We start from the raw sequence: 24,133 nt of genomic DNA, 5'->3' as shown, positions 1-24,133 counted from the left end.
AGAAAGCGCTCAGCTGAGATGCATTACGCGATTAATGGCGACAGAAGCTTACAGCTTAGCGAAGCTACGACGTGCGGCATCAATGGTGCGCTGAATGTCTTCCTGGCTGTGCGCCAGCGACATAAAGCCCGCTTCAAAGGCGGATGGCGCAAGGTATACCCCTTCTGCCAACATCAGATGGAAGAAGCGCTTAAAGCGCTCGACATCGCATTTTGTCACATCGGCATAGCAGGTCACGCTGTCCGCTTCAGTGAAGAAAATACCGAACATGCCGCCAACGTGGTTGATCACCAGCGGGATATTTTCTGCTTTAGCCGCCGCCAGCAAACCTTCAGACAGCTGAGTGGTCAGGTCGGTCAAGGTGCTGTGCGTACCCGGTTGGGCAATTTGCGTCAGGCAAGCGAAACCGGCAGCCATGGCAATCGGGTTACCTGAGAGCGTTCCCGCCTGGTAAACCGGGCCGGTCGGTGCCAGCGCTTCCATCACATCACGGCGTCCACCAAAGGCGCCCACTGGCATGCCACCCCCAATGATTTTGCCCAGGCAGGTCAGGTCTGGCGTCACGTCGTAATAGGCCTGAGCGCCGCCCAGCGCCACGCGGAAGCCGGTCATCACTTCATCGATAATCAGCAGGGCACCAAACTCATCACAGAGCGCACGTAGGCCTGGCAGGAAGTCTGGCTGCGGTGGAATGCAGTTCATGTTGCCGGCAACTGGCTCAACGATGATACAGGCGATATCCTCTGGATACTGTTCAAACGCCGCGCGCACGGTGGCGAGGTCGTTGTAAGTACAGGTCAGGGTGTGTTTGGCAAAATCAGCGGGCACGCCCGGCGAGTTGGGCTGGCCCAGGGTCAGCGCGCCGGAACCGGCTTTCACCAGCAGGCAATCCGCGTGGCCGTGGTAGCAGCCTTCAAATTTGATGATTTTATCGCGATGGGTAAAGCCGCGCGCCAGACGAATGGCGCTCATGGTGGCTTCAGTGCCGGAGTTGACCATGCGCACCATATCCATGCTTGGCACCAGCTCACACACCAGCTCCGCCATTTTGACTTCCATCTCGGTCGGCGCACCGAAGCTCAGGCCGCGTGATGCCGCTTCAATTACCGCATTGCGGATGGTGGCATTGTTGTGCCCGAGCACCATCGGTCCCCATGAACCGACATAGTCGATATAGGCTTTGCCATCGGCGTCAAACAGATACGCACCGTCGGCGCGTTCGATGAACAGCGGCACGCCGCCCACACCGGTAAAGGCACGTACCGGGGAGTTCACCCCGCCAGGGATCAGGCGTTGCGCTTCGGCATACAGGTTTTCTGACTTACTCATTGATCGGCTCCTGCTGTTCTGGAAAAAAATTCTGGCGCCATTCTAAGGAAGAACGGCCTGCGGCGAAAGGCGCTCCGGTGCTAAAGCCCTGAGTCACGCTATACTTTAACGCAGCGCAGGCGGCACACAGTGTCAAGCACGGCACTTGATTGCACTGGGCGGCTGGCAGATAATAGTGGCATTGAGGTTGTTTTCTGACCTGGACGTTTACCCGGAGTATAAGATGAGTGACGACGTAGCAGCACTGCCTTTGCAATTCACGGAAGCAGCAGCGAAAAAAGTAAAAAACCTGATTGCGGATGAAGAGAATCCAGAGCTGAAACTGCGCGTGTACATCACTGGCGGCGGTTGCAGTGGTTTCCAGTATGGTTTTACTTTTGACGATCAAATGAATGACGGCGACATGACCATTGAGAAACAGGGTGTGGCGCTGGTGGTGGACCCAATGAGCCTGCAATATCTGGTAGGCGGCTCTGTGGATTACACCGAAGGTCTGGAGGGCTCGCGTTTTATCGTGACCAATCCCAATGCAAAAACCACCTGTGGTTGTGGCTCTTCCTTCAGCATCTGATACCGCTTCTGACCGCCGTTCTGGCGGTCAGAGACTACCATTCAACGGTCACTAATCGTGACGCCACCTGCCGTTTAGCACTCTTTTTCAATATGCTTTCTGTGACGCGCGGCTGTGCGCTGAAATGACGCCCACAATCGATCGATGGCAACGTTTGCTCATTCTGACGCGAAATATCGCAACGAGAGAACAAGGTCAGCGTGACGGCAATAGAACCGGTTGACGTCGCCGCACCAACAGGTACAGCCATCACGAGTCCTATGGCCAGCAGCAGGGCTCTGGTCATGTCTAATTCCTGGTGAAGTCAAAGTTGCGCTTAGCGCAAAAAGGGCACAGAGCATACGTGGCTGCCGTGCCTTGTATTTTGATTTTCGACAATTTTTGCCGAATCTTTAGTCTTAATTGGTGTTATTTTTCACCGGATGTAAATTTTGGCACAGCTGTTTTGCTGCCAGCAAGATACGTGGACCCGGTCGACTGAGCCAGTCATTGTTAATCGCCAGTACCGGAACCGTCAGTTGAGGCTGCCAGAACTTCACGATATTCGCGGCCTGAGTCTTGTCACCGCCAATCACTATCGCCTGCGGATGACGAGCCAGTACCTGCTCACGACTCACCTGCGGCCAACTCACGCTGCTATCGGCGAAGATATTCTTGCCGCCGCACAGCGTGATCACGTCGTTTTGCAGGGTATTCCGCGCAGCGGTAAACAGCGGCTGCTGACCAAACTGCATAAACAGTGGCGTGGGCGTCTGTCGCTGATACTGTTTGCGCAGGGCGTTCTCCTGCTCGCGCAGTGCTTGCGCGGCGGAGACGGCCTGATTGGGCTGCGGGCTCCATTGCTGCAATGCGGCCAGCGCATCGATCATTTGATCAATGGTTTGTGGATCAATCCACTCGACTTTAATACCCAAACGTTGCAGTTGTTCAATTTGCCGTTGCGGGTTGCCGCCACGCCATGCCAACACCACATCCGGCTTCAGTTGCAGGATGCGTTCTACCTTGATCCCTTGCCAGTTCGCCACCTGCTCAAGCGAAGTGGCTTGGGCGGGGTAATCCGAATAAGCACTGACCGCAATGGGCGTAATACCTGCAGCAAAAGCGAGTTCAGTAAGATGCGGGGCGAGGGTAATAACGCGAGGAACCGCGGCAAGCAGGCTATTGCCAATCAGCAATAGCCCGAGCAGCCAATACTTAGCCACGCGCCAGCTGTGCCAGCAGGTTTTCTACCATCAGGGAAGATTGCTTCGCCGCCACGACCAGGAACTCATCGAAGCTCAGGTGGGACTCTTTATCTGCCACGTCTGAAATTGCGCGCACCACTACAAATGGCACCTTGAACTGGTGGCAAACATGGGCAATTGCCGTGGCTTCCATCTCTACTGCAATCGCCTGCGGGAAAGTATGACGAATGCGCGCCAACGGCTCAGCACCGTTGATAAAGGCATCACCGCTGACCACCAAACCGCGCACGGCGTTGAGGTCCAGCTGTTTAATGACCTGTTCAGCAGCAGCAATTAACTTCTCGTCAGCGGCGAATGCCGCAGGGCAACCCGCCATCTGGCCCGGTTCGTATCCGAATGCGGTGACATCGGCATCGTGATAACGCACTTCATCTGATACCACGATATCGCCCACTTTCAGGGTTGGCGCTAAACCGCCCGCTGAACCGGTGTTGATGATGAAATCCGGTTTGCACAGCTGCAGCAGCAGAGTCGTGCCGAGTGCGGCTGCGGTTTTACCAATGCCTGACTTCAGCAGAGCCACCTCAACACCGTTCAGCGTACCAGTGTAAATTTCGCAGCCGGCGAGCGTCAGTGTCTGACGGTTTTCGATTTTGTCACGCAGCAGGGTAACTTCCTGCTCCATCGCGCCAATAATGCCTGCTTTCATAAAGAATCTCGCTGTAATGATGGATGTAAACCTCAAAAGTGAGGCATAGTCTACCATGGCTGACTGAGGATGAATTCACCAAAAAATAAGGGGTCATGATGGCAACGATCAATTTCAGGAAGAAGATCAGTTTTACCCGCCCTTATACCAGTCGCAAAGATCCGGAAGGCGAATACTTTATTACGCGTCACTTTGAAAGCGACCGCGGGCGCATTATTAACTCTGCGGCTATTCGCCGCCTGCAACAAAAAACCCAGGTATTTCCCCTGGAGCGCAATGCCGCCGTGCGTTCGCGTTTGACTCACTCGCTGGAAGTACAGCAAACCGGGCGCTACATCACTAAAGAGATTCTGCAAGCCCTGAAGACCCATGGCGGTGGGTTGGCAAAGTATGGTCTGGATGAGTTTGAAGGGGCGTTTGAAAGCCTGATAGAGATGGCTTGCCTGCTTCATGACGTTGGCAACCCGCCATTTGGTCACTTCGGCGAAGCGGCGATTAATGACTGGTTCGATGATAACCTGCCAGCTGAACTGGTGGATCCGCTGGTGGCGGGCGTTGCCGATGATAGTCAGCGGGCTGATTTTGACCAGCTGAATGCAATGATTCGTCAGGATTTGTGCCACTTCGAAGGTAATGCACAAGCGATTCGTCTGGTGCATACGCTGCTACAACTCAATCTGAGCTATGCCCAAGTCGCCTGCATCCTGAAATATACCGCCCCTGCATGGTGGCAGGGCGATAAACCGGCTGAATTTAGCGTATTAATGAAGAAGCCCGGTTTCTATTTATCTGAACGCGAATATGTTGCCGACCTGCGTGCGGCGACCAATATGGCTGAACATCATCGTTTCCCGCTGACGTGGATAATGGAAGCCGCTGATGATATCTCCTATTGCATTGCCGATCTGGATGATGCCGTTGAGAAAGATATTTTTAATGTTGAAACCCTGTATAAATATTTGCTTAACGCCTGGGGCCCGGTAAATAGTGGCGATGCCTTTAGTCGCACGGTCGGTGAAGCCTGGAAAGAAGCGAATCAGAAAAAACGCCGCAGTATCAGCGACCAGTTTTTTATGTCGTTACGCGTTAATGTACAAAATGTGTTGGTGAGTCATGCGGTTCGCCGCTTTGTGGATAATTTGCCTGCTATTTACGAGGGCAGTTTTAACCACGCTTTGCTGGAAGATGATGGCGATGAAGGCCGATTGTTGAAGCTATTTAAAACTGTGGCACGTCAGCAAGTCTTTAATCATCCTGAAGTTGAGCAGCTGGAATTACAGGGTTATCGCGTGATTAAAGGGCTGCTGGAAATATATCAGTCATTGATGTTGCTGGATTACGAGCAGTTTACCACGTTGATGAACGATGATTTTTTACCGAAACATCCTATTGAGACGCGACTGTTTCATAAACTTTCTGGAAAACATCGCAAAGCGTATCAACAGCAGATGCGCGCGCTTATCGTCGAGCATAAATATCAACGCTTGTTATGGGAGCGCTATTATCGTTCGCGTCTGATTCAGGACTATATCAGCGGTATGACAGATAATTATGCGTGGGATGAATATCGTCGCTTGATGGCGGTAGAATAATCCGAGTTTTGTAAAGATGAAGAATAAATTTTTACCTTTGCCCAAAACTTCATTAGGAACTTCGCGCTAAAAACTTAATCTCACCATCACGACCACAGCAATGGTCTGGCCGTAAATCTTAGAGAGACACAGACAAATGAAAAAAAGCACCTTAATGTTAAGTGCGCTGGCGCTTAGTCTGGGCATGGCATTGAGCCCTGTGAGTGTTTTCGCGGCGGAATCTGCTTCCTCCTCGAGCCAACAGTTGCCAAGCCTGGCACCGATGCTGGAAAAAGTGATGCCTTCCGTGGTGAGTATCAGCGTTGAAGGCAGTACCACCGTGAAAACCCCGCGGATGCCGCAACAATTCCAGCAATTCTTTGGTGATAATTCGCCATTCTGCCAGGACGGTTCGCCATTCCAAAGCTCGCCGATGTGCCAGGGCGGCGGTGATGGTAGCCAGGGTGGTGGTGACGGCGGAGCCAACACGCAGCAGCAGAAATTCCGTGCCCTGGGTTCGGGCGTAGTCATCAACGCGGATAAAGGCTATGTGGTGACTAACAACCACGTAGTCGACAACGCCACCAAAATTCAGGTGCAGTTGAGTGATGGCCGTCGTTATGACGCCAAAGTGATTGGTAAAGATCCGCAATCGGATATCGCACTGATCCAGCTGCAGGATGCCAAGAACCTGACCGCCATTAAGATCGCCGATTCTGACGATCTGCGCGTAGGCGATTACACCGTGGCGATCGGTAACCCGTACGGACTCGGTGAGACGGTCACCTCCGGCATTGTGTCGGCATTGGGCCGTAGCGGCTTGAACGTCGAAAATTATGAAAACTTTATCCAAACCGATGCGGCGATCAACCGCGGTAATTCCGGTGGCGCGCTGGTAAATCTGAACGGTGAATTGATCGGGATTAACACCGCGATCCTCGCACCGGATGGCGGTAACATCGGTATCGGCTTCGCGATCCCAAGTGCGATGGTGAAAAACCTCACCGCACAAATGATCGAGTACGGCCAGGTGAAACGCGGTGAACTGGGTATCATGGGCACCGAGCTGAACTCCGAACTGGCGAAAGCGATGAAAGTCGATGCGCAGCGCGGTGCTTTCGTCAGCCAGGTGTTGCCAAACTCTGCGGCAGCAAAAGCGGGTGTGAAAGCCGGTGATGTTGTGGTGTCGATGAATGGTAAACCGCTGACCAGCTTTGCGGCACTGCGTGCCGAAGTCGGTTCACTGCCAGTGGGAACCAAACTGCAACTGGGCCTGCTGCGTGATGGCAAACCCGTGAATATCACGGTAGAACTCCAGCAGAGCTCGCAGGAAAAAGTGCAGTCGGCCACCATTTACACCGGTATTGAAGGTGCCGACCTGAGCAATGTCGATAGCAATGGTCAGAAGGGCGTGCGAGTCGATAACGTGAAGGCGGGCAGTGCGGCGGCGCGAATTGGTCTGAAGAAAGGTGACGTGATCATGGGCGTCAACCAGCAGGCCATCGCGAACCTCGGTGAACTGCGCAAAATCCTCGATACCAAGCCATCCGTGCTGGCATTGAACGTGCAGCGCGGCGACAGCAGCCTTTATCTGCTGATGCAGTAAGGTTTTACGTTGTTGATCACAGGCGAGCTTGGGCTCGCCTTTTTTCGTTTTGACCCCGCCACGCCGTTAGCATTAGTACCACGATGCTTTGTATCAAATTGTGCAGATGTCCGTGTCGCAATGTGACGCTCGCCTCAATTCCCGCATTATCCATCCGGCTATGTGCAGTTGCACAATGTCAGGCGTGATGGGGATGCGTATTCTGTCTGTTCCTCTTTATCTTTGGAGCTATTGATGGCCACCTATCATCTCGATGCGCGACTGGCTCAGGATATTGTTGCCCGCACCATGCAAATTATTGACAGCAATGTCAACGTGATGGACGCGCGCGGCCGCATTATTGGCAGCGGCGATCGCGAGCGTATTGGCGAATTGCACGAAGGTGCGCTGCTGGTGCTATCACAGGGAAGGGTGGTGGACATCGATGAAGCCGTGGCTAAACATCTGCACGGCGTGCGGCCGGGCATTAATCTGCCTCTGCGGATCGATGGCGGCATCGTCGGGGTAATTGGTTTGACCGGGCAACCCGCGGCGCTGCGTCACTACGGTGAACTGGTGTGTATGACGGCAGAAATGATGCTGGAACAAGCGCGATTGCTGCATATGCTGGCGCAAGATAGCCGCCTGCGTGAGGAGTTAGTGCTCAACCTGATTCGCAGCGAGACGCTCTCGCCCGCATTGAGTGAGTGGGCGCAGCGTTTGGGGATCGATCTCAATCAACCGCGTGTGGTGGCGGTGGTGGAAGTGGACAGCGGCCAGCTCGGCGTTGATAGTGCGATGTCCGAATTGCAGCAGTTGCAAACGCTGCTCACCACGCCCGATCGTGACAATCTCATTGCCATTGTCTCACTCACCGAAATGGTGGTGCTAAAACCGGCGCTAAATGCGCATGGGCGTTACGATCAGGACGATCATCGGCGGCGTGTCGATCAACTGCTGCAAAGGATGAAAGAGAGCGGCCAGGTGCGGATGCGCATTGCGCTGGGCAATTTTTTCACCGGCCCTGGCAGCATTGCGCGTTCTTACCGCACCGCGCGCACCACTATGATGGTGGGCAAGCAGCGTATGCCGGAACAGCGCAGCTTCTTCTATCAGGATCTGGTATTACCCGTGTTGTTGGATAGTTTACGTGGCGGATGGCAAGCTAACGAACTGGCGCGGCCGCTGGCGAAGCTCAAAACCAATGACAACAATGGATTACTGCGCCGCACCTTGGTGGCCTGGTTCAACCATAATGTGCAACCCAGTGCCACTGCGCGGGCGCTGTTTATTCACCGCAACACGCTGGAATATCGTCTCAACCGCATTTCCGAGCTGACCGGGTTGAATCTGGGTAATTTTGACGATCGTTTATTGCTGTACGTTGCATTGCAGCTGGATGAGCAAAGTTAGTGATGGCAGTGGTAGGGAGAGGGTAATGCATGCATTGATGTCGCGGACGCTTTGGTTGCTGCTGGGTTTGACGATCGCGGTGTCTTGCCGGGCACAGACGCCGGTGCTGGCATTCTTATCAGGCGAGCAGCTGCAGCAGACGCGAGAAGCGCTGCACAGCAAAAACGCGGCACCTCAGACTGCAGCCGGGTGGCAGCAGTTGCAGCACGCGGCCGACCGCGCCCTGCACCAGACGAACCCCTCCGTTACGCAAAAAGGGATGTTGCCGCCCAGCGGATCGCGGCATGATTATCTCAGCCTGAGTGCTTACTGGTGGCCGGATCCGGCGAAGGAGGCGGGCTTACCCTGGATTCGCCATGACGGAGAGGTGAATCCTGCCAGTAAAAACGATCAAAGCGATGGCGTTCGTCTGGCGCGCTTTACTGCCGATCTGCAGGCCCTCACCCTGGCCTGGTATTTTTCCGGTGAAACGCGTTATGCGGCAAAAGCCCAATCCATGGCGCGGACATGGTTTATCGATCCTGCGACCCGCATGAACCCCAACCTCAATTATGCGCAGGGTGTGCCGGGCAAAGCGCAAGGCAGGCACACCGGCGTGCTGGATGGGCGCTATTTCGCCACGCGCGTGGTAGATGCGCTATTGCTGCTGCAAGATTCCCCCGGCTGGCGAGCGCAGGATCAGGCCGCACTGCACGCCTGGTTTCGTGATTATCTGCACTGGCTGCAGCACAGCAAACTGGCACAGGGCGAACGCGATGCGCCCAACAATCACGGAAGTTGGTACGCTGCGCAGGTTGCCGGTATTGCTTGGTATCTGCAGCAGCCTGAGGTGATTAAGCAGATGGTGGCACTGACACGGCAAAAGATTGATGGTCAGATCCACGTGGACGGCACCCAGCCATTTGAACTGGCGCGCACGCGCTCTTTCCATTACAGCTATTTTAATTTGCAGGCGTTGACCAGTGTGGCACAGCTGGCGCAGCGAAGTGGGGCGGGAGATTTGTGGCATTACCAGCAGCAGGGCGGTTCACTGATCGATGCACTGGATTACATGGCACCCTACAGCGATGACCGTAAACCCTGGCCGTGGAAAAATCGTGAGCGGGTGAGCGTCAGGCTGATTCCGCTGTTGTCGCTGGCGGATAACAGCCTGAAGAGCCATCGTTACCAACGCTGGATCGACCACGCAAGCTGGTCGCTTGCCGAAACATCCACTTCAAAGGGTGCGGTGATGCAGGCGCAGCGTGACACCTGGCTATTGTCGTTGCCGCGGTAGCCTTAAGAGGTGGGCGTGCGTGGGCTGTGAAGCATTAAAACGGTGGACGCTTGCTGGGCGGCATCGGCATCACCCATCATGATCGCCTCATAGATTTTGCGGTGCTCATCGAGAAAGATCTCTTGTGCGCTGGTCGGCCAGGTGAAGAAACACTTGAAGGTGGTCGCCAGCAAATTGCCGAACGGCGTAAAGAAGCAATTATCCGTGGCGTGGAAAATAAGACGATGAAAGGCACTGTCTGCTTCCAGCCAGCGCACCAGGTCAAAAGGTTGGGCGGCGCAAATCGCGCTCATTTCGCGGAACAAATGCGATAACTCAACACGTTGATCATGGGTGGCGTGTAGGGCAGCCAGCCGCGTTGCCTGTGGTTCGATAACCTGGCGAAATGCTAAAAACTGCTGATACATCTCTTCCGTCGATTCAATCCCTTCCATCCACTCCAGCAACTGCACATCGAGTAAATTCCAATGGGCGCGCTCTCGCACGCGCGTGCCGAGTTTGGGGCGAGATTCCAGTAAACCTTTGGACGAGAGCAGTTTAAGTGCTTCTCGCAGCGCAGTGCGGCTGACGCCAAACCGCCCGCATAATTCGACTTCGCTGGGAAGGACATCACCGACTTTCAGTGTTCCAGACAAGATTTTACGCGCGAGGTCACTGGCAATATGGATATCAAGGCCGCGTTGGCCGGAGGTGATAGCTGCAAATTGCATGGTCATTGTCATACCGGAAGTCAGACATAGACCAATAGTAACCAGGCATCAGGGATTCAGAAAGCGCGGGGAGACTAAGAAGAGACTGATTTCAGCCAACAAAAAGGCCAGCATAGGCTGGCCTTGAAAATCGTGGCAGGAATTAACGACCGTTACGGGTTAATTCATCAAGATCTGACTCGATTTCAGCGATTTTATTCGACACCACGTTTTCCAGGTGGCGCAGATCTGCGAGGATTTTGCGTTTCAGATCCACTTCAACCTGGTCACGCTGGCAAATCTGATCCAACTCGTCGATCACATAACGCAGGTTCGGACTGATTTCCTGAACTTCTTTATAGCCCTGGCTGGTGTGGTCAGCGACAACGGTTTTACGTTGACGTGGGTATTTGAATTTCACGCTTTTGGCGAAGAATTCACCTTTGTCTTTGCGGAAGTAGATTTTCAGAATGTCGTTGCTGGCTTCCTGACGCAGGCTGTAACGGTCGATGTCGTCAGGGTTGCTGATACCTAAGCTTTTCAGGTTGTCGTACATAGCGTTTATATTCCATCTAAGAGTGGGTGAGCGCGCAGGACTATCATCATCATTCGGGATGCAGCAAAAAACGCGGCAACCGGAACGCTTACGGCATACTTAATCAACTGTAGACACAAAAACCGGGATGAACAGTGCGCGACCGGAGTTAACTGGCGCGGATTATGAACTGTTTGAAAAATAAACGCACCTGTTAATTCGCGGCGCGAAACAGGTAATTGTCATCTGAGTGTAAACAAAAAATTACGGGCCCGAATACGGACCCGTTGGCAGGAGGCAATACCTGTGTGAAAGCTTAGTCGATGGTACGCAGCAACTCGTTGATGCCGGTTTTTGCCAGGGTTTTCGCGTCCACTTTCTTCACGATCACGGCGCAGTACAGGCTGTAGCTGCCGTCTTTTGATGGCAGATTACCTGAAACCACCACAGAACCTGCTGGTACGCGACCGTAATGCACTTCGCCGGTTTCGCGATCGTAGATTTTGGTGCTCTGACCGATGTAGACGCCCATTGAGATCACTGAACCTTCTTCGACGATCACGCCTTCAACGATTTCAGAGCGTGCACCGATGAAGCAGTTATCTTCGATGATGGTTGGGTTAGCCTGCAGTGGCTCCAGCACGCCGCCGATGCCCACGCCGCCAGACAGGTGTACGTTTTTACCGATCTGGGCACAGGAACCCACGGTTGCCCATGTATCCACCATGGTGCCTTCATCAACGTAAGCGCCGATGTTGACGTAAGAAGGCATCAGTACGGTATTACGTGCAATGAATGCGCCCTGACGCACGGCTGCTGGAGGAACGACACGGAAGCCGGCATTTTTGAAGCGAGCTTCATCCCAGTTGGCAAACTTCATTGGCACTTTGTCGTAGAAACGGGTTTCAGCGCCATCAATGACCTGGTTGTCATTGATGCGGAAAGACAGCAGCACTGCTTTCTTCAGCCACTGATGCGTTACCCACTCGCCGTTGATCTTTTCAGACACGCGCAGCTCACCGCTATCCAGCAGGCCAATCACCTGTTCGATGGCTTCACGGGTCGCGCTGTCTACGCTGGCAGGCGTGATGTCGGCGCGGCGCTCAAAGGCAGATTCGATAACGCTCTGTAACTGTTGCATATTTAATTCCTGAGTCTGTCATAGCGGAATGTCCGTAAATTCGGACATGAGTAATTTATTGCCTACCCTAAATCATTCAGGCTGTAGGAAGGCGGCCACGCAGCGAGTGCCTGGGAGCATACATCAGTATGTGACCAGGCCGAGCGAGGAGAGCCAACGCGCCTACAGTTTGAATGATGAAGGGTAGGTCACAGTTTATCGTTTGGATTAAGGGCCTCTGTCAACCTCTCTTTCAGCACATTGCGCATTTCTACATCAAGTGCGCGTCGCTCGCTGTCCGCCAGGATGAAAAGATCCTCAACCCGTTCGCCAATCGTACTGATGCGCGCACCGTGCAGTGACACGCCCAGATCGGCAAACACTTCCCCCACACGCGCCAGCAAACCTGGCTGATCCAGCGCCACCAATTCCAGATAACTCCGCCGGTCGGTGTGCGTCGGCAGGAAATTCACTTCGGTATCCACACTGAAGTGCTTGAGGCGTGCCGACTGGCGACGTGTGCGCGGTGGTACCCATTCGGTTTGAGTGATCGCCTGCTCCAGCGCCTGCATGATCATCGGATGACGGTCGGCGGCCAGCGGGCTGCCGTCGGGCTCTAATACAATAAAGGTGTCCATGGCCATGCCATCACGGCTGGTGAAGATTTGTGCGTCATGCACGCTTAAGTTGCGGCGATCGAGTTCGCCTGCCACCGCGGCAAACAGATGAGGGCGATCTGGGCTCCAGATAAAGATTTCCGTGCCCCCGCGTGTGGCCTGCGGGCTGACTAGCACCATCGGTTTACTGAGATCATGATCGATTAAATGGCGCGCATGCCATGCCAGCTGATTCGGCGTATGACGCAGGAAATAGTCCGCACGGCAGCGACTCCAGATATGATGCAGCCGTTCTTCGTCGAGGTTTTCCATGCGCAGTAACGCCAGTGCCTGCAAGCGGTGATGGCGAACACGCTCGCGCAAATCGGGGCTGTTTTCCATACCGCGACGCAGCTGCTTTTCAGTGGCAAAGAACAACTCACGCAGCAGACTCTGTTTCCAGCTGTTCCACAAACTCTCGTTGGTGGCGCAGATGTCAGCAACGGTCAGGCACACCAGATAACGCAGGCGGTTTTCATTTTGCATTACTTCTGCGAATTGCTGAATGACTGTGGGGTCCTGAATGTCGCGGCGCTGAGCCGTCACCGACATCAGCAGATGATGGCGCACCAGCCAGGCCACCAACTGCATCTCACGTGAGTTAAGGCCATGCAGCTCGGCAAACTCGAGCGCATCTTGCGCGCCGAGAATGGAGTGATCGCCACCGCGTCCTTTAGCGATATCGTGCAGTAGAGCTGCCATTAGCAGCAGCTCAGGCTGCGGCAAGCGCGGCCAGAGTTCCACACACAGCGGATGCATCGGGCGCGTGGCTTCATTGGCAAAGCTCTCAAGCTTTTGCAGCACGCGGATGGTGTGTTCATCAACGGTATAGGCGTGGAACAGGTCAAATTGCATCTGGCCAACAATATTGCCCCACAGCGGCGTATAGGCCCACAGAACGCTATGGCGATGCATCGGCACCAGCGCACGCTTCACCGCGCCGGGGTGGCGTAGGATCGCCATAAAGGTTTCGCGTGCTTCCGCAATCTGACACAGCGGCTGTTTCAGGTGGCGTCGCGCGTAGCGCAGCTGGCGCAGCGTGGTGGAATAGATGCCGGTGATGTTTTCGTTGCGCACCATCACGTAAAACATTCGCAGAATCGCCTGCGGCTCGCGCTCAAACAGAGTGGCATCGCGCAGGTCGATCAAATTCCCGCGCAGTTGAAAATCATCATCAATACTGCGCGGTTTTTCAGTGGTGGAGAGGGCGAGAATCGCTTCGTCAAATAACTGCAGAAGCATCTGATTGAGTTCGCCAATGCGGCGCGTCACACGGTAGAAATCCTTCATCATGCGCTCAACCGGCTCATTGCCTTCGCCCAGATAGTTGAGCCGCTGGGCAACGGTGAGCTGGCGATCAAACAGCAGGCGATTGTCGTAGCGCGTCAGGGTCAGATGTAGGGCGAAGCGAATACGCCAGAGGAATGTCTGACACTCATTGATTTCATTGCGTTCGGCTTCGGTGATAAAGCCAAATCCGACCATCTCATCCATAGTGGTGGCGCCGAAATGGCGCCGCGCCACCCACTGCAAGGTATGAATGTCGCGCAGGCCGCCGGGGCTGCTTTTGATGTCTGGTTCAAGGTTATAACTGGTGCCGTGATAGCGATGATGGCGCTCTTGCTGCTCTTCGATTTTGGCCGCGAAGAAGCGCGCAGATGGCCAGAAGCCATCACTGAAAATGTTCTTTTGCAGTTCAAGGAACAGAGCCACATCGCCGGTAAGCATGCGCGATTCAATCAGATTGGTCGCTACCGTCAGGTCTGATAAGCCTTCCAGCAAACACTCTTCCAGCGTGCGCACGCTGTGACCGACTTCGAGTTTCAAATCCCACATCAGCGTTAACAGCTCGCTGGTACGCTGCGCGGTGGCGTCATCTAATGGCTGACGACTGAGGATCAACACATCAATGTCGGAAAGCGGATGCAGTTCGCCGCGACCATAGCCACCCACCGCGACCAGGGCAATCTCTTTTAATTTATCGAATCCATAGAAGCGCCACAGTCGGCGCAGCAAGCGATCGATAAACAGCGTACGCACATCAATCAGCGATTCCACATCCGTTCCCGCATCAAAGGCCACGCCCAGATGCTGCTGGAATTGCTCAAGATAGAGTTTTAGTTTGTCACGGGTCAGGGCTTCATCTGGCCAGCTGGCGGGGGAATCGGTCAGGCCTTTGTGTACTGCTTCGGTCACGCTACCACTCATCGACATGCCTCAATCTGCGCCATAAAAAAGCCGACTCTAAACCTGATGCCCATCACTTGCGCGAGGGATAACAGGCTATTGGCCGGCTTGGTACTGTGTTGGAGAATATTACGCGTTGTTTTCAAGCACCGCAGGAAGGGTGTCATCGCTACGCAGCGTCAGAATCTCACAGCCGTTTTCTGTCACCACAATAGTATGCTCATACTGCGCGGACAAGCTGCGATCTTTGGTTTTTACGGTCCAGCCGTCCTTCATGGTACGGATGCGGTAATCACCCGCATTGACCATTGGCTCAACGGTAAAGGTCATGCCAGCCTGCAATACCACGCCGCCGTCATCCGCATCATAGTGCAGTACCTGTGGCTCTTCATGGAAGCCTTTACCGATGCCGTGTCCGCAATATTCACGCACCACGGAGAAATCCTGTGCTTCAACGTACTGTTGAATCGCGCGGCCCAACTCGCGTAAGCGGATGCCTGGCTTCACCAGACGCAAGGCGATATACAGGCTTTCCTGGGTCACACGACACAGGCGCTCACCCTGGATGGTGGGTTTGCCCACAATAAACATCTTCGAGGTGTCGCCGTGATACTCGTCTTTAATCACCGTGACATCGACGTTGACCACATCGCCATCTTTCAATACGCGATCGTCACTGGGGATACCGTGGCATACCACTTCGTTAACCGAAATACATACCGATTTCGGGAAGCCGTGATAGCCCAGACAAGCCGAGAGGGCCTGCTGCTTATTGGTGATGTGATCGTGGCAGATGCGGTCGAGTTCACCGGTGGTCACGCCAGGCACAACGTGCGGTGCGATCATTTCCAGCACCTCGGCAGCCAGACGGCCTGCCACACGCATTTTTTCGATTTCTTCAGGGGTTTTGATTGAAATGGCCATTAAATAATCCGCAATCGCCGAAATTTTCGACAATAATGAGTTCTGTGGCAGTCATGTTAGCAGCCAGCAATTAGGCTGCCAAATCGTGATCGTTCACGCCTGTCGCCGCGAACTTCTGTTGGCGTATTCCTGCGCATTATGGTATAAAGCGCGCCGACGATTCTCTGTCACCTTCGTGGTTGGCGAGAAACGCATAAAACTCACTTTGTGTACTAAAACACACATGTATCGACACATACGCCGGGGTGCCTTGAAAGAGGTCGGTTGTATGGGATACATGGAGGCCCAACCCCAATCATACTTTAGAGGTAATCATGGCAACTGTTTCAATGCGCGACATGCTCAAGGCTGGTGTTCACTTTGGTCACCAGACCCGTTACTGGAACCCGAAAATGAAGCCATTCATCTTCGGCGCTCGTAACAAAGTTCACATCATCAACCTTGAGAAAACTGTACCAATGTTCAACGAAGCTCTGGCTGAGTTGCAGAAGATCTCTTCACGTAAAGGCAAAATCCTTTTCGTTGGTACTAAGCGCGCTGCTGCCGAAGCGGTAAAAGAGTCAGCTCTGAGCTGCGACCAGTTCTTCGTTAACCACCGCTGGTTGGGTGGCATGCTGACTAACTGGAAAACTGTTCGCCAGTCAATCAAACGTCTGAAAGACCTGGAAACTCAGTCTCAGGACGGTACTTTCGACAAACTGACCAAGAAAGAAGCACTGATGCGTGCTCGTGAACTGGCCAAGCTGGAAAACAGCCTGGGCGGTATCAAAGATATGGGCGGTCTGCCGGATGCACTGTTCGTCGTTGACGCTGATCACGAACACATTGCTATCAAAGAAGCAAACAACCTGGGTATCCCAGTATTTGCTATCGTTGATACCAACTCTGATCCAGACGGCGTTGATTTCGTTATCCCAGGTAACGACGATGCAATCCGTGCTGTAAGCCTGTACCTGACTGCTGTTGCGACTACCGTGCGCGAAGGCCGTTCACAGGATCTGGCTGAGCAGGCAGAAGAAGCTGCTGAAGCTTAATAAGGTTCGCTCTTTCTGAGAGCCCTTAGACATCAGATGTTTTATCCAAAATAGTTCGCGTTGCAGGAAGGCGGCAACCGAGAGAAGCCCACTGAACTTACTTGAGTAGGTGATGTGGGTGAACGAGAGCAGCCAACGCATCTGCCATGCGAAATATGCTGGATATATCTGTTAAGGGGGCCGCACAGGCCCCTTTTATTTATCTAAGTTTGTCACGCTTCCTTTGGGTAAGCGGGGCAGAGTAAATTTTCCGCAACAAGTTTCTGACAGTGTGAACGCACACAGAGACGAATCGAGGATTCTGGAATGGCTGAAATTACCGCTGCATTGGTAAAAGAACTGCGTGAGCGTACTGGCGCAGGCATGATGGATTGCAAAAAAGCGCTGACCGAAGCGAACGGCGACATCGAGCTGGCGATTGAGAACATGCGTAAATCTGGCGCGATTAAAGCCGCTAAGAAAGCAGGCAACGTTGCTGCTGATGGCGTGATCAAAACCAAAATCGCTGACGGTTACGCGATGATTCTGGAAGTTAACTGCCAGACTGACTTCGTTGCTAAAGATGCTGGTTTCCAGGCTTTCGCTGACAAAGTACTGGATGCAGCCACTGCAGGTAAAGTGACTGATGTTGAAGCTCTGAAAGCGCAGTTCGAAGAAGAACGCGTAGCGCTGGTTACTAAAATCGGTGAGAACATCAACATCCGTCGTGTTGCTATCCTGGAAGGTGCTCAGCTGAACAGCTACCAGCACGGTGCACGTATCGGCGTTGTGGTTTCAACCACCGGTGCTGATGAAGAGCTGAGCAAGCAAGTTGCTATGCACGTTGCTGCAAGCAAGCCAGAGTTCGTTAAGCCAGAAGACGTGTCTGCTGACGTGGTAGAGAAAGAGTACCAGGTACAGCTGGACATCGCCATGCAGTCTGGCAAGCCAAAAGAAATCGCAGAGAAAATGGTTGATGGCCGTATGAAGAAATTCACCGGCGAAGTGTCTCTGACCGGTCAGGCTTTCGTTATCGATCCAAGCAAAACCGTTGGCCAGGCTCTGAAAGAGAAAGGCGCAGACGTCATCAACTTCATCCGCTTCGAAGTGGGTGAAGGCATTGAGAAAGTTGAAGCTGACTTCGCAGCAGAAGTTGCTGCAATGTCCAAACAGTCTTAATGTTCCGAAAGAACCGCCGGAAGGCGGTTCTTTTTTGTCTGCGTTTTGCGTGGACCACTTTTCAGTCTCATCCCAATAGCTTTTCTCGCTTGCTAAGCGGATGATCGATCAGATTTAACTTCTCATTCATCATATCTTCCAGGAAGAATTGACCATGGCGACCAACGCAAAACCTGTATATCAACGTATCCTGCTAAAACTGAGTGGCGAAGCACTGCAAGGTGCCGAAGGTTTTGGTATTGACGCGAGCGTGCTTGACCGTATGGCGCAAGAGGTGAAAGAGCTGGTTGAGCTGGGCATCCAGGTGGGTGTGGTTATTGGTGGCGGTAACCTGTTCCGTGGCGCTGGCCTGGCACAGGCAGGTATGAACCGTGTGGTCGGTGACCATATGGGTATGCTGGCAACCGTGATGAACGGCCTGGCAATGCGTGATGCATTGCACCGTGCGTATGTGAACGCACGACTGATGTCCGCGATTCCGCTGAATGGCGTGTGTGATAACTACAGCTGGGCAGAAGCCATCAGCCTGTTGCGTAACAACCGCGTGGTGATCTTCGCCGCGGGTACGGGCAACCCGTTCTTTACCACCGACTCTGCTGCTTGCCTGCGCGGCATTGAAATCGAAGCGGATGTGGTGTTAAAAGCCACTAAAGTCGATGGTGTTTACTCGGATGATCCGGTGAAAAACCCGGATGCTACGCTGTATGAGCAGCTGTCTTATGGCGAAGTACTGGATAAAGAGCTGAAAGTGATGGATCTGGCCGCCTTTACACTGGCGCGCGACCATCAGCTGCCGATCCGTGTCTTCAATATGAACAAGCCTGGCGCGCTGCGTCGCGTGGTGATGGGTGAAAAAGAAGGCACCCTGATTACGCATTAATACCCGACGCAGGATAAAATAAGGTATATTCTGTGGGCGCGATGCTGGGTCACCGCGCCATTACTTCACATAATTTCAGTATCAACAATGCGTTTGCAGCTCGAATTATGGTGGGTAACAGGATGATCGATGTTTATCGATACCACTTCTGGAACGCCGGAAGTGGCCAGGTCAAACCGAATCCAAGGGTTTTAACGTGATTAACGACATTAAAAAAGATGCTGACACGCGCATGGAAAAATGTGTGGATGCATTCAAAAACCAAATCAGCAAAGTACGCACCGGTCGTGCTTCGCCTTCGCTGCTCGACGGCATTATGGTGCCTTACTACGGTACTCCTACGCCACTGCGTCAGCTGGCGAGCGTCACGGTAGAAGATTCTCGTACGCTGAAAATCAACGTGTTTGATCGTTCATTGGGCGCAGCCGTTGAGAAAGCCATTATGGCATCTGACTTGGGGCTTAACCCGAGCTCAGCAGGCAGCGATATTCGTGTGCCACTGCCAGCGCTGACTGAAGAGCGTCGTAAAGATCTGATCAAGATCGTGCGCGGTGAAGCGGAGCAGGGCCGTGTTTCTGTCCGTAACGTGCGCCGTGATGCCAACGATAAGATCAAAGCACTGCTGAAAGACAAAGAGATCAGCGAAGACGACGAACGTCGCTCGCAGGATGAGATCCAGAAAATGACCGATGCATACATCAAACATGTTGATGCTGCACTGGCTGACAAAGAAAAGGAACTGATGGATTTCTAATTCCATCAAGTTATCTATACCCGAAATGGTTTGAGTCGCAGCCAATCTGGATGTGATTTTTACTATGACGCGTATAAAACGCCGTTCAGAGACGTTGTGCGACTCTGGCGGCGTTTTACATTGTGCCCGGCGCAGTTGCGGGCACGGTTCACAACCTCACAGGGATAGCATGATGAAGCGATTAACTTTGCTGGGTTCCACGGGTTCGATTGGCACCAGCACGCTGGCAGTGGTGGCGGCAAATCCAGACCTGTACCAGGTCACCGCGCTGGTTGCCGGCCAGAATGTGGCGCTGATGGCAGAACAGTGTCAGCAATTTAAGCCGCGTTATGCCGCGATGTCGGATGAGACCTCGGCACAGGCCCTGCGTGAGCGACTGAGAGCACTGAACCTTCAAACTGAAGTGCTCTCCGGCGTTCAGGCAGCCTGCGAACTGGCTGCGTTGGATGAGGTCGATCAGGTGATGGCGGCGATTGTTGGCGCCTCGGGTCTCCAGCCGACACTGGCCGCGATTCGTGCCAGCAAAACGGTGCTGCTTGCCAATAAAGAATCCCTTGTCACATGCGGCCGTCTGTTTATGGAGGCGGTGCGCCATCATCAGGCTCAATTGCTGCCGGTCGACAGCGAGCACAACGCCATTTTTCAGAGTTTACCCGCTTCCATACAGCATCAGTTGGGGTACGCTGATCTGCGGGGAAATGGCATTGATTCCATTCTCCTTACGGGATCGGGTGGTCCTTTTCGTGACACTCCATTAGCCGATTTGGCGGCCATGACGCCAGACCAGGCATGTGCACATCCGAACTGGTCAATGGGGCGTAAAATCTCTGTTGATTCGGCCACCATGATGAATAAAGGTCTTGAATACATTGAAGCCCGCTGGCTGTTTAATGCCACTGACGCACAAATGGAAGTTATCCTGCATCCGCAATCGGTGATTCACTCCATGGTGCGTTACTGCGATGGCAGTGTGCTGGCGCAGTTAGGTTCGCCAGATATGCGAACGCCGATAGCGCACAGCATGGCATGGCCAGCGCGTATCTCAGCCGGTGTCACGCCGCTTGATTTCACCCGAATGAAGGCGTTGACGTTTGATGAACCGGATTATGCGCGCTACCCCTGTCTGAAGCTGGCCATTGATGCGTGCTCGACAGGGCAGGCGGCGACGACGACGCTGAACGCGGCGAATGAAGTGGCCGTGGCGGCATTTTTACAGCATCAGATTCGTTTTACCGACATTGCAGCCATGAATAGCGAAGTGCTGGCCTCTATGCAGTGCCAGGAACCGAGCAATATTGATGATGTGATGGAAATCGATCGGTTAGCCCGAATCTGTGCCAATGAATTGCTACCACGCTTTCGTTTAGCATGTTGATACTTACCGCTATTTGTTCGCTCAAGGTGAAAATGGTATAGTCGCTCGCTCGCGTTTCACGGCCCGACATTGTTTCGATGTCATCCGGCAGAATGGCTGGAGTTTGCCGCAGGCGCAATGTATTCAGAAACCACAGCATTTCTGATGAAAGGAATTATTACGCGTTATGTCGTCCAACAATCACAACACAATCGATGACGAGTCGTACTGTACGCCACGTCACGTGGCCATCATTATGGATGGTAATGGTCGCTGGGCAAAAAATCAGGGCAAACTGCGTATTTCAGGCCACAAAGCCGGGGTAAAATCAGTACGCCGGGCTGTCAGCTTTGCGGTTAGCCACAAGCTGGAAGCGCTCACGCTTTATGCGTTTAGCAGTGAAAACTGGAGCCGACCAGTACAGGAAGTGACGGCATTAATGGAGTTGTTTGTGTGGGCGCTCGACAGCGAAGTCAAAAGCCTGCACAAACACAACGTGCGTCTGCGCGTCATTGGCGATATCAGTCGTTTTAACAATCGTATTCAGGAACGCATTCGCCGCGCCGAAGAACTGACTCAGCAAAATAATGGACTGACCCTCAACATTGCTGCCAACTATGGTGGACGTTGGGATATTATCCAGGGTGCCAGAAAACTGGCTGAACAGGTTCAGGAAGGTTTGTTACGTCCTGACCAAATAACCGAAGAAAGCTTAGCTCCTTATCTGTGTATGCAGGAGTTGGCGCCGGTGGATTTAGTGATAAGGACCGGGGGAGAGCATCGGATTAGCAACTTCCTGCTGTGGCAGATCGCCTATGCTGAGTTTTGGTTTACCGATGTTCTTTGGCCTGATTTTGATGAACACGTTTTTGAAGGTGCACTGAATGCATTCTCTACGCGGGAGCGACGCTATGGCGGCGCTGCACCAGGTGGCGCCTGAGCAATCTGGGGGTAACCTTTGCTGAAGTCTCGTCTGATTACCGCGTTTATTTTAATTCCGCTGGTAATCGCTGCACTGTTTTGGTTACCGCTGTCTGGTTTTGCGATTATAACGATCATCATCTGCATGCTGGCCGCCTGGGAATGGGGGCAGTTTGCCGGTATGGCATCGCGTCAGCAACGTATCTGGCTGGCGGTGCTTTGCGGCCTGTTATTGGCGGCGATGCTGTTTACCCTGCAACCCTACCAACGTAATCTGCATCAATACCAGATGGAAGGCTCGCTATGGGCTTCTCTGGGCTGGTGGATTGTTGCCTTGGTTCTGGTGCTTTTCTATCCTGCTTCCGCTGCATTGTGGCGCCATTCGCGCCCGCTGCGCCTCATCTTTGGTCTCCTCACGGTTATCCCCTTCTTCTGGGGCATGATGGCGTTGCGTCAATATCACTATGATACTGACCACTTCGCGGGTGCATGGTGGCTGCTGTTCGTGATGTTCATTGTATGGGGGGCTGATTCCGGCGCCTACATGTTTGGGCGTCTGTTCGGCAAACACAAACTGGCACCGAAAGTCTCACCGGGAAAAACCTGGGAAGGCTTCTTTGGTGGCCTGCTCTCTTCCGCTATTATCGCCTGGCTGTTTGCGATGCTAGCGCCGCTGACGGTGGCGCCTGGCACGCTGGTCATCTGCGCCGTGATTGCCACGCTAGCTTCGGTATTGGGTGACCTGACCGAAAGCATGTTTAAACGTGAAGCGGGTATCAAAGACAGCGGTAACTTGATTCCGGGGCACGGTGGTATCCTCGATCGTATCGATAGCCTGACAGCTGCGGTGCCGGTGTTTGCCTGCTTGCTGCTGCTGGTGTTCCGCACCCTCTGAGGATTTGCAACCATGTTGAGCATACTCTGGAGTTTTGTCGCCTTTATCGTGGCGCTTGGCGTGCTGATAACCGTTCACGAATTTGGTCATTTTTGGGTGGCCCGCCGTTGCGGCGTGAAAGTCGAACGCTTCTCTATTGGCTTCGGTAAGGCGCTATGGCGCCGCAGCGATCGCCAGGGCACGGAATACGTCATTGCGCTTATCCCTCTTGGCGGCTATGTCAAAATGCTCGACGAACGTGTCGAGAGCGTTCCCGCCGAGTTGCGTCATCAAGCTTTCAATAACAAGACCGTGCTGCAACGCGCATCCATTATTGCCGCCGGACCCATCGCCAACTTCATCTTTGCCGTTTTCGCCTACTGGGTGGTGTTCATCCACGGTGTACCTGGTGTACGTCCGGTGGTTGGCGAAATTCTGAACGGTTCGGTGGCTGCAGAAGCGCAAATTACCTCCGGGATGGAACTTAAAGCAGTAGATGGTATCGAAACGCCTGATTGGGATGCTGTGCGTATGGCGCTGATCGGTAAAATCGGCGACAACAATGCCACGCTTACCGTCTCGCAATTTGGTGAAGATGCCACGCAGCAAAAGCAGTTGGATTTGCGCGACTGGCAATTTGAGCCCGATAAGCAGGACCCGGTCGTGGCGTTAGGTATTCGTCCGCGTGGGCCGCAGATTGAAACGACCTTAGCGGAAGTTCAGGCAAACTCACCGGCAAGCGTTGCCGGTTTGCAAGCAGGCGACAGGATCGTTAAAGTCGATGGTCAGCCGTTAACGCAATGGCAGGCTTTCGCGGCACAGGTACGCGACAATCCACGCAAAAACATGGCGCTGGAAGTCGAACGAAACGGCGAATCGGTGGCGTTGACGTTAACGCCGGAAGCGAAACCGGGTAATGATGCGGAAGGATTTGCGGGGGTCATTCCACGCGTGATTCCGCTGCCAGACGAGTACAAAACGGTAAGGCAGTATGGACCTTTTGCCGCCATCGGTGAAGCCAGTGTCAAAACCTGGCAGCTGATGAAGTTAACGGTCTCAATGCTGGGCAAGTTGATAACCGGGGATGTGAAGCTGAATAACCTGAGCGGGCCAATTTCGATTGCGCAAGGTGCTGGGTTATCCGCTGAGTACGGGGTGATTTACTATCTGATGTTCCTGGCGCTGATCAGCGTCAACCTGGGCATCATCAACCTGTTCCCTCTGCCGGTATTAGATGGTGGACATCTGCTCTTTCTGGCGATCGAAAAGATCAAAGGTGGACCGGTGTCCGAGCGAGTTCAGGACTTCAGTTATCGCATTGGCTCAATACTGCTGGTGTTATTAATGGGGCTTGCACTTTTCAATGATTTCTCACGCCTGTAATAGCTGGAACGCAGACAGGCGCGGGA

Annotated in this window: 22 protein-coding genes; 13 read left to right on the top strand and 9 right to left on the bottom strand. The window is 53.5% G+C overall.

Annotated features, from left to right (window positions below; all coding sequences use genetic code 11):
- Positions 1-48: 48 nt before the first annotated feature.
- Positions 49-1,329, bottom strand: a complete 1,281-nt coding sequence (gene hemL, locus QMZ30_RS05525; RefSeq protein ID WP_039331246.1) for a glutamate-1-semialdehyde 2,1-aminomutase — start codon at positions 1,327-1,329, stop codon at positions 49-51.
- Between the two features lie 223 nt (positions 1,330-1,552).
- Here hemL and erpA point away from each other — a divergent pair, with 223 nt between their 5' ends.
- A complete protein-coding gene (gene erpA / locus QMZ30_RS05520; protein WP_034829523.1) occupies positions 1,553-1,900 on the top strand; it encodes an iron-sulfur cluster insertion protein ErpA in 348 nt (115 codons plus the stop codon).
- Positions 1,901-1,934: 34 nt separating this feature from the next.
- On the opposite strand, the gene QMZ30_RS05515 is transcribed toward erpA, so the two are convergent.
- From QMZ30_RS05515 to mtnN, 3 genes are all read right to left on the bottom strand, one after another.
- Positions 1,935-2,186, bottom strand: a complete 252-nt coding sequence (locus tag QMZ30_RS05515; RefSeq protein ID WP_039331244.1) for a hypothetical protein — start codon at positions 2,184-2,186, stop codon at positions 1,935-1,937.
- A 112-nt stretch (positions 2,187-2,298) separates the two neighbouring features.
- Positions 2,299-3,102: a vitamin B12 ABC transporter substrate-binding protein BtuF gene (btuF, locus tag QMZ30_RS05510; protein WP_283226650.1), complete on the bottom strand. Its 804-nt coding sequence runs from the start codon at positions 3,100-3,102 to the stop codon at positions 2,299-2,301.
- A complete protein-coding gene (gene mtnN, locus QMZ30_RS05505) occupies positions 3,095-3,793 on the bottom strand; it encodes a 5'-methylthioadenosine/S-adenosylhomocysteine nucleosidase (RefSeq protein ID WP_283226649.1) in 699 nt (232 codons plus the stop codon). The genes btuF and mtnN overlap by 8 nt, the downstream gene beginning before the upstream one ends.
- A gap of 98 nt (positions 3,794-3,891) precedes the next feature.
- Between mtnN and dgt the strand changes: the two genes are divergently transcribed.
- The 4 genes from dgt (at position 3,892) to QMZ30_RS05485 (ending at position 9,638) form a co-directional block, all read left to right on the top strand.
- Positions 3,892-5,385 carry a dGTPase gene (gene dgt / locus QMZ30_RS05500; protein WP_283226648.1) on the top strand — a complete coding sequence of 498 codons (1,494 nt, stop codon included), beginning with the start codon at positions 3,892-3,894 and terminating at the stop codon, positions 5,383-5,385.
- A gap of 136 nt (positions 5,386-5,521) precedes the next feature.
- Entirely contained in the window at positions 5,522-6,970 is a 1,449-nt protein-coding gene (gene degP / locus QMZ30_RS05495) for a serine endoprotease DegP (protein WP_039331236.1), read from the top strand.
- A gap of 234 nt (positions 6,971-7,204) precedes the next feature.
- Positions 7,205-8,362 (top strand): CdaR family transcriptional regulator, encoded by a 1,158-nt coding sequence (locus QMZ30_RS05490; RefSeq protein ID WP_283226647.1) that lies wholly within the window; start codon positions 7,205-7,207, stop codon positions 8,360-8,362.
- A 25-nt stretch (positions 8,363-8,387) separates the two neighbouring features.
- Complete coding sequence (locus QMZ30_RS05485) at positions 8,388-9,638, top strand: alginate lyase family protein (protein ID WP_283226646.1); 1,251 nt, start codon at positions 8,388-8,390, stop codon at positions 9,636-9,638.
- A gap of 2 nt (positions 9,639-9,640) precedes the next feature.
- On the opposite strand, the gene QMZ30_RS05480 is transcribed toward QMZ30_RS05485, so the two are convergent.
- The 5 genes from QMZ30_RS05480 to map all read right to left on the bottom strand — a co-directional run bounded on the left by QMZ30_RS05480 (position 9,641) and on the right by map (position 15,749).
- A complete protein-coding gene (locus QMZ30_RS05480) occupies positions 9,641-10,354 on the bottom strand; it encodes a FadR/GntR family transcriptional regulator (protein ID WP_058972681.1) in 714 nt (237 codons plus the stop codon).
- Positions 10,355-10,490: 136 nt separating this feature from the next.
- The gene (locus QMZ30_RS05475; RefSeq protein WP_039331232.1) at positions 10,491-10,883 is read right to left on the bottom strand and encodes a DUF3461 family protein; all 393 of its coding nucleotides are present in this window, start codon (positions 10,881-10,883) and stop codon (positions 10,491-10,493) included.
- A gap of 295 nt (positions 10,884-11,178) precedes the next feature.
- Complete coding sequence (dapD, locus tag QMZ30_RS05470) at positions 11,179-12,003, bottom strand: 2,3,4,5-tetrahydropyridine-2,6-dicarboxylate N-succinyltransferase (RefSeq protein WP_058972680.1); 825 nt, start codon at positions 12,001-12,003, stop codon at positions 11,179-11,181.
- 188 nt (positions 12,004-12,191) lie between these two features.
- Positions 12,192-14,846, bottom strand: a complete 2,655-nt coding sequence (gene glnD / locus QMZ30_RS05465; RefSeq protein WP_283226645.1) for a bifunctional uridylyltransferase/uridylyl-removing protein GlnD — start codon at positions 14,844-14,846, stop codon at positions 12,192-12,194.
- Between the two features lie 108 nt (positions 14,847-14,954).
- On the bottom strand, positions 14,955-15,749 hold the full coding sequence (gene map, locus QMZ30_RS05460) for a type I methionyl aminopeptidase (RefSeq protein WP_283226644.1): 795 nt from the start codon (positions 15,747-15,749) through the stop codon (positions 14,955-14,957).
- Positions 15,750-16,063: 314 nt separating this feature from the next.
- On the opposite strand from map, the gene rpsB reads away from it, so the two are divergent.
- The 8 genes from rpsB to rseP all read left to right on the top strand — a co-directional run bounded on the left by rpsB (position 16,064) and on the right by rseP (position 24,107).
- A complete protein-coding gene (rpsB, locus tag QMZ30_RS05455) occupies positions 16,064-16,783 on the top strand; it encodes a 30S ribosomal protein S2 (protein ID WP_034829491.1) in 720 nt (239 codons plus the stop codon).
- Positions 16,784-17,089: 306 nt separating this feature from the next.
- Positions 17,090-17,941 carry a translation elongation factor Ts gene (tsf, locus tag QMZ30_RS05450; RefSeq protein WP_039331222.1) on the top strand — a complete coding sequence of 284 codons (852 nt, stop codon included), beginning with the start codon at positions 17,090-17,092 and terminating at the stop codon, positions 17,939-17,941.
- Between the two features lie 154 nt (positions 17,942-18,095).
- A complete protein-coding gene (gene pyrH, locus QMZ30_RS05445) occupies positions 18,096-18,821 on the top strand; it encodes a UMP kinase (protein ID WP_039331221.1) in 726 nt (241 codons plus the stop codon).
- A 196-nt stretch (positions 18,822-19,017) separates the two neighbouring features.
- Positions 19,018-19,575 (top strand): ribosome recycling factor, encoded by a 558-nt coding sequence (gene frr / locus QMZ30_RS05440; RefSeq protein WP_039331333.1) that lies wholly within the window; start codon positions 19,018-19,020, stop codon positions 19,573-19,575.
- 172 nt (positions 19,576-19,747) lie between these two features.
- Complete coding sequence (gene ispC, locus QMZ30_RS05435; RefSeq protein ID WP_283226846.1) at positions 19,748-20,950, top strand: 1-deoxy-D-xylulose-5-phosphate reductoisomerase; 1,203 nt, start codon at positions 19,748-19,750, stop codon at positions 20,948-20,950.
- Positions 20,951-21,116: 166 nt separating this feature from the next.
- Entirely contained in the window at positions 21,117-21,869 is a 753-nt protein-coding gene (gene ispU / locus QMZ30_RS05430) for a (2E,6E)-farnesyl-diphosphate-specific ditrans,polycis-undecaprenyl-diphosphate synthase (RefSeq protein ID WP_039331217.1), read from the top strand.
- Positions 21,870-21,887: 18 nt separating this feature from the next.
- Positions 21,888-22,745, top strand: a complete 858-nt coding sequence (gene cdsA, locus QMZ30_RS05425; protein WP_283226643.1) for a phosphatidate cytidylyltransferase — start codon at positions 21,888-21,890, stop codon at positions 22,743-22,745.
- A gap of 12 nt (positions 22,746-22,757) precedes the next feature.
- Positions 22,758-24,107 (top strand): sigma E protease regulator RseP, encoded by a 1,350-nt coding sequence (gene rseP / locus QMZ30_RS05420; RefSeq protein ID WP_283226642.1) that lies wholly within the window; start codon positions 22,758-22,760, stop codon positions 24,105-24,107.
- Positions 24,108-24,133 lie beyond the last annotated feature (26 nt).

Origin of the sequence: Pantoea sp. EA-12, from assembly GCF_030053355.1 — a bacterium.
Taxonomy (GTDB): Bacteria; Pseudomonadota; Gammaproteobacteria; order Enterobacterales; family Enterobacteriaceae; genus Pantoea; species Pantoea vagans_C.
Note: the sequence above shows the minus strand (reverse complement) of the source record. Positions and strands in the feature narration are given on the sequence as shown.

Bases quoted from the DNA above. Each gene is read 5' to 3' on its own strand.
- hemL (WP_039331246.1), bottom strand. From the start codon at position 1,329: ATGAGTAAGTCAGAAAACCTGTATGCCGAAGCGCAACGCCTGATCCCT.
- erpA (WP_034829523.1), top strand. From the start codon at position 1,553: ATGAGTGACGACGTAGCAGCACTGCCTTTGCAATTCACGGAAGCAGCA.
- QMZ30_RS05515 (WP_039331244.1), bottom strand. From the start codon at position 2,186: ATGACCAGAGCCCTGCTGCTGGCCATAGGACTCGTGATGGCTGTACCT.
- mtnN (WP_283226649.1), bottom strand. From the start codon at position 3,793: ATGAAAGCAGGCATTATTGGCGCGATGGAGCAGGAAGTTACCCTGCTG.
- dgt (WP_283226648.1), top strand. From the start codon at position 3,892: ATGGCAACGATCAATTTCAGGAAGAAGATCAGTTTTACCCGCCCTTAT.
- degP (WP_039331236.1), top strand. From the start codon at position 5,522: ATGAAAAAAAGCACCTTAATGTTAAGTGCGCTGGCGCTTAGTCTGGGC.
- QMZ30_RS05490 (WP_283226647.1), top strand. From the start codon at position 7,205: ATGGCCACCTATCATCTCGATGCGCGACTGGCTCAGGATATTGTTGCC.
- QMZ30_RS05485 (WP_283226646.1), top strand. From the start codon at position 8,388: ATGCATGCATTGATGTCGCGGACGCTTTGGTTGCTGCTGGGTTTGACG.
- QMZ30_RS05480 (WP_058972681.1), bottom strand. From the start codon at position 10,354: ATGACCATGCAATTTGCAGCTATCACCTCCGGCCAACGCGGCCTTGAT.
- QMZ30_RS05475 (WP_039331232.1), bottom strand. From the start codon at position 10,883: ATGTACGACAACCTGAAAAGCTTAGGTATCAGCAACCCTGACGACATC.
- dapD (WP_058972680.1), bottom strand. From the start codon at position 12,003: ATGCAACAGTTACAGAGCGTTATCGAATCTGCCTTTGAGCGCCGCGCC.
- glnD (WP_283226645.1), bottom strand. From the start codon at position 14,846: ATGAGTGGTAGCGTGACCGAAGCAGTACACAAAGGCCTGACCGATTCC.
- map (WP_283226644.1), bottom strand. From the start codon at position 15,749: ATGGCCATTTCAATCAAAACCCCTGAAGAAATCGAAAAAATGCGTGTG.
- rpsB (WP_034829491.1), top strand. From the start codon at position 16,064: ATGGCAACTGTTTCAATGCGCGACATGCTCAAGGCTGGTGTTCACTTT.
- tsf (WP_039331222.1), top strand. From the start codon at position 17,090: ATGGCTGAAATTACCGCTGCATTGGTAAAAGAACTGCGTGAGCGTACT.
- pyrH (WP_039331221.1), top strand. From the start codon at position 18,096: ATGGCGACCAACGCAAAACCTGTATATCAACGTATCCTGCTAAAACTG.
- ispC (WP_283226846.1), top strand. From the start codon at position 19,748: ATGAAGCGATTAACTTTGCTGGGTTCCACGGGTTCGATTGGCACCAGC.
- ispU (WP_039331217.1), top strand. From the start codon at position 21,117: ATGTCGTCCAACAATCACAACACAATCGATGACGAGTCGTACTGTACG.
- rseP (WP_283226642.1), top strand. From the start codon at position 22,758: ATGTTGAGCATACTCTGGAGTTTTGTCGCCTTTATCGTGGCGCTTGGC.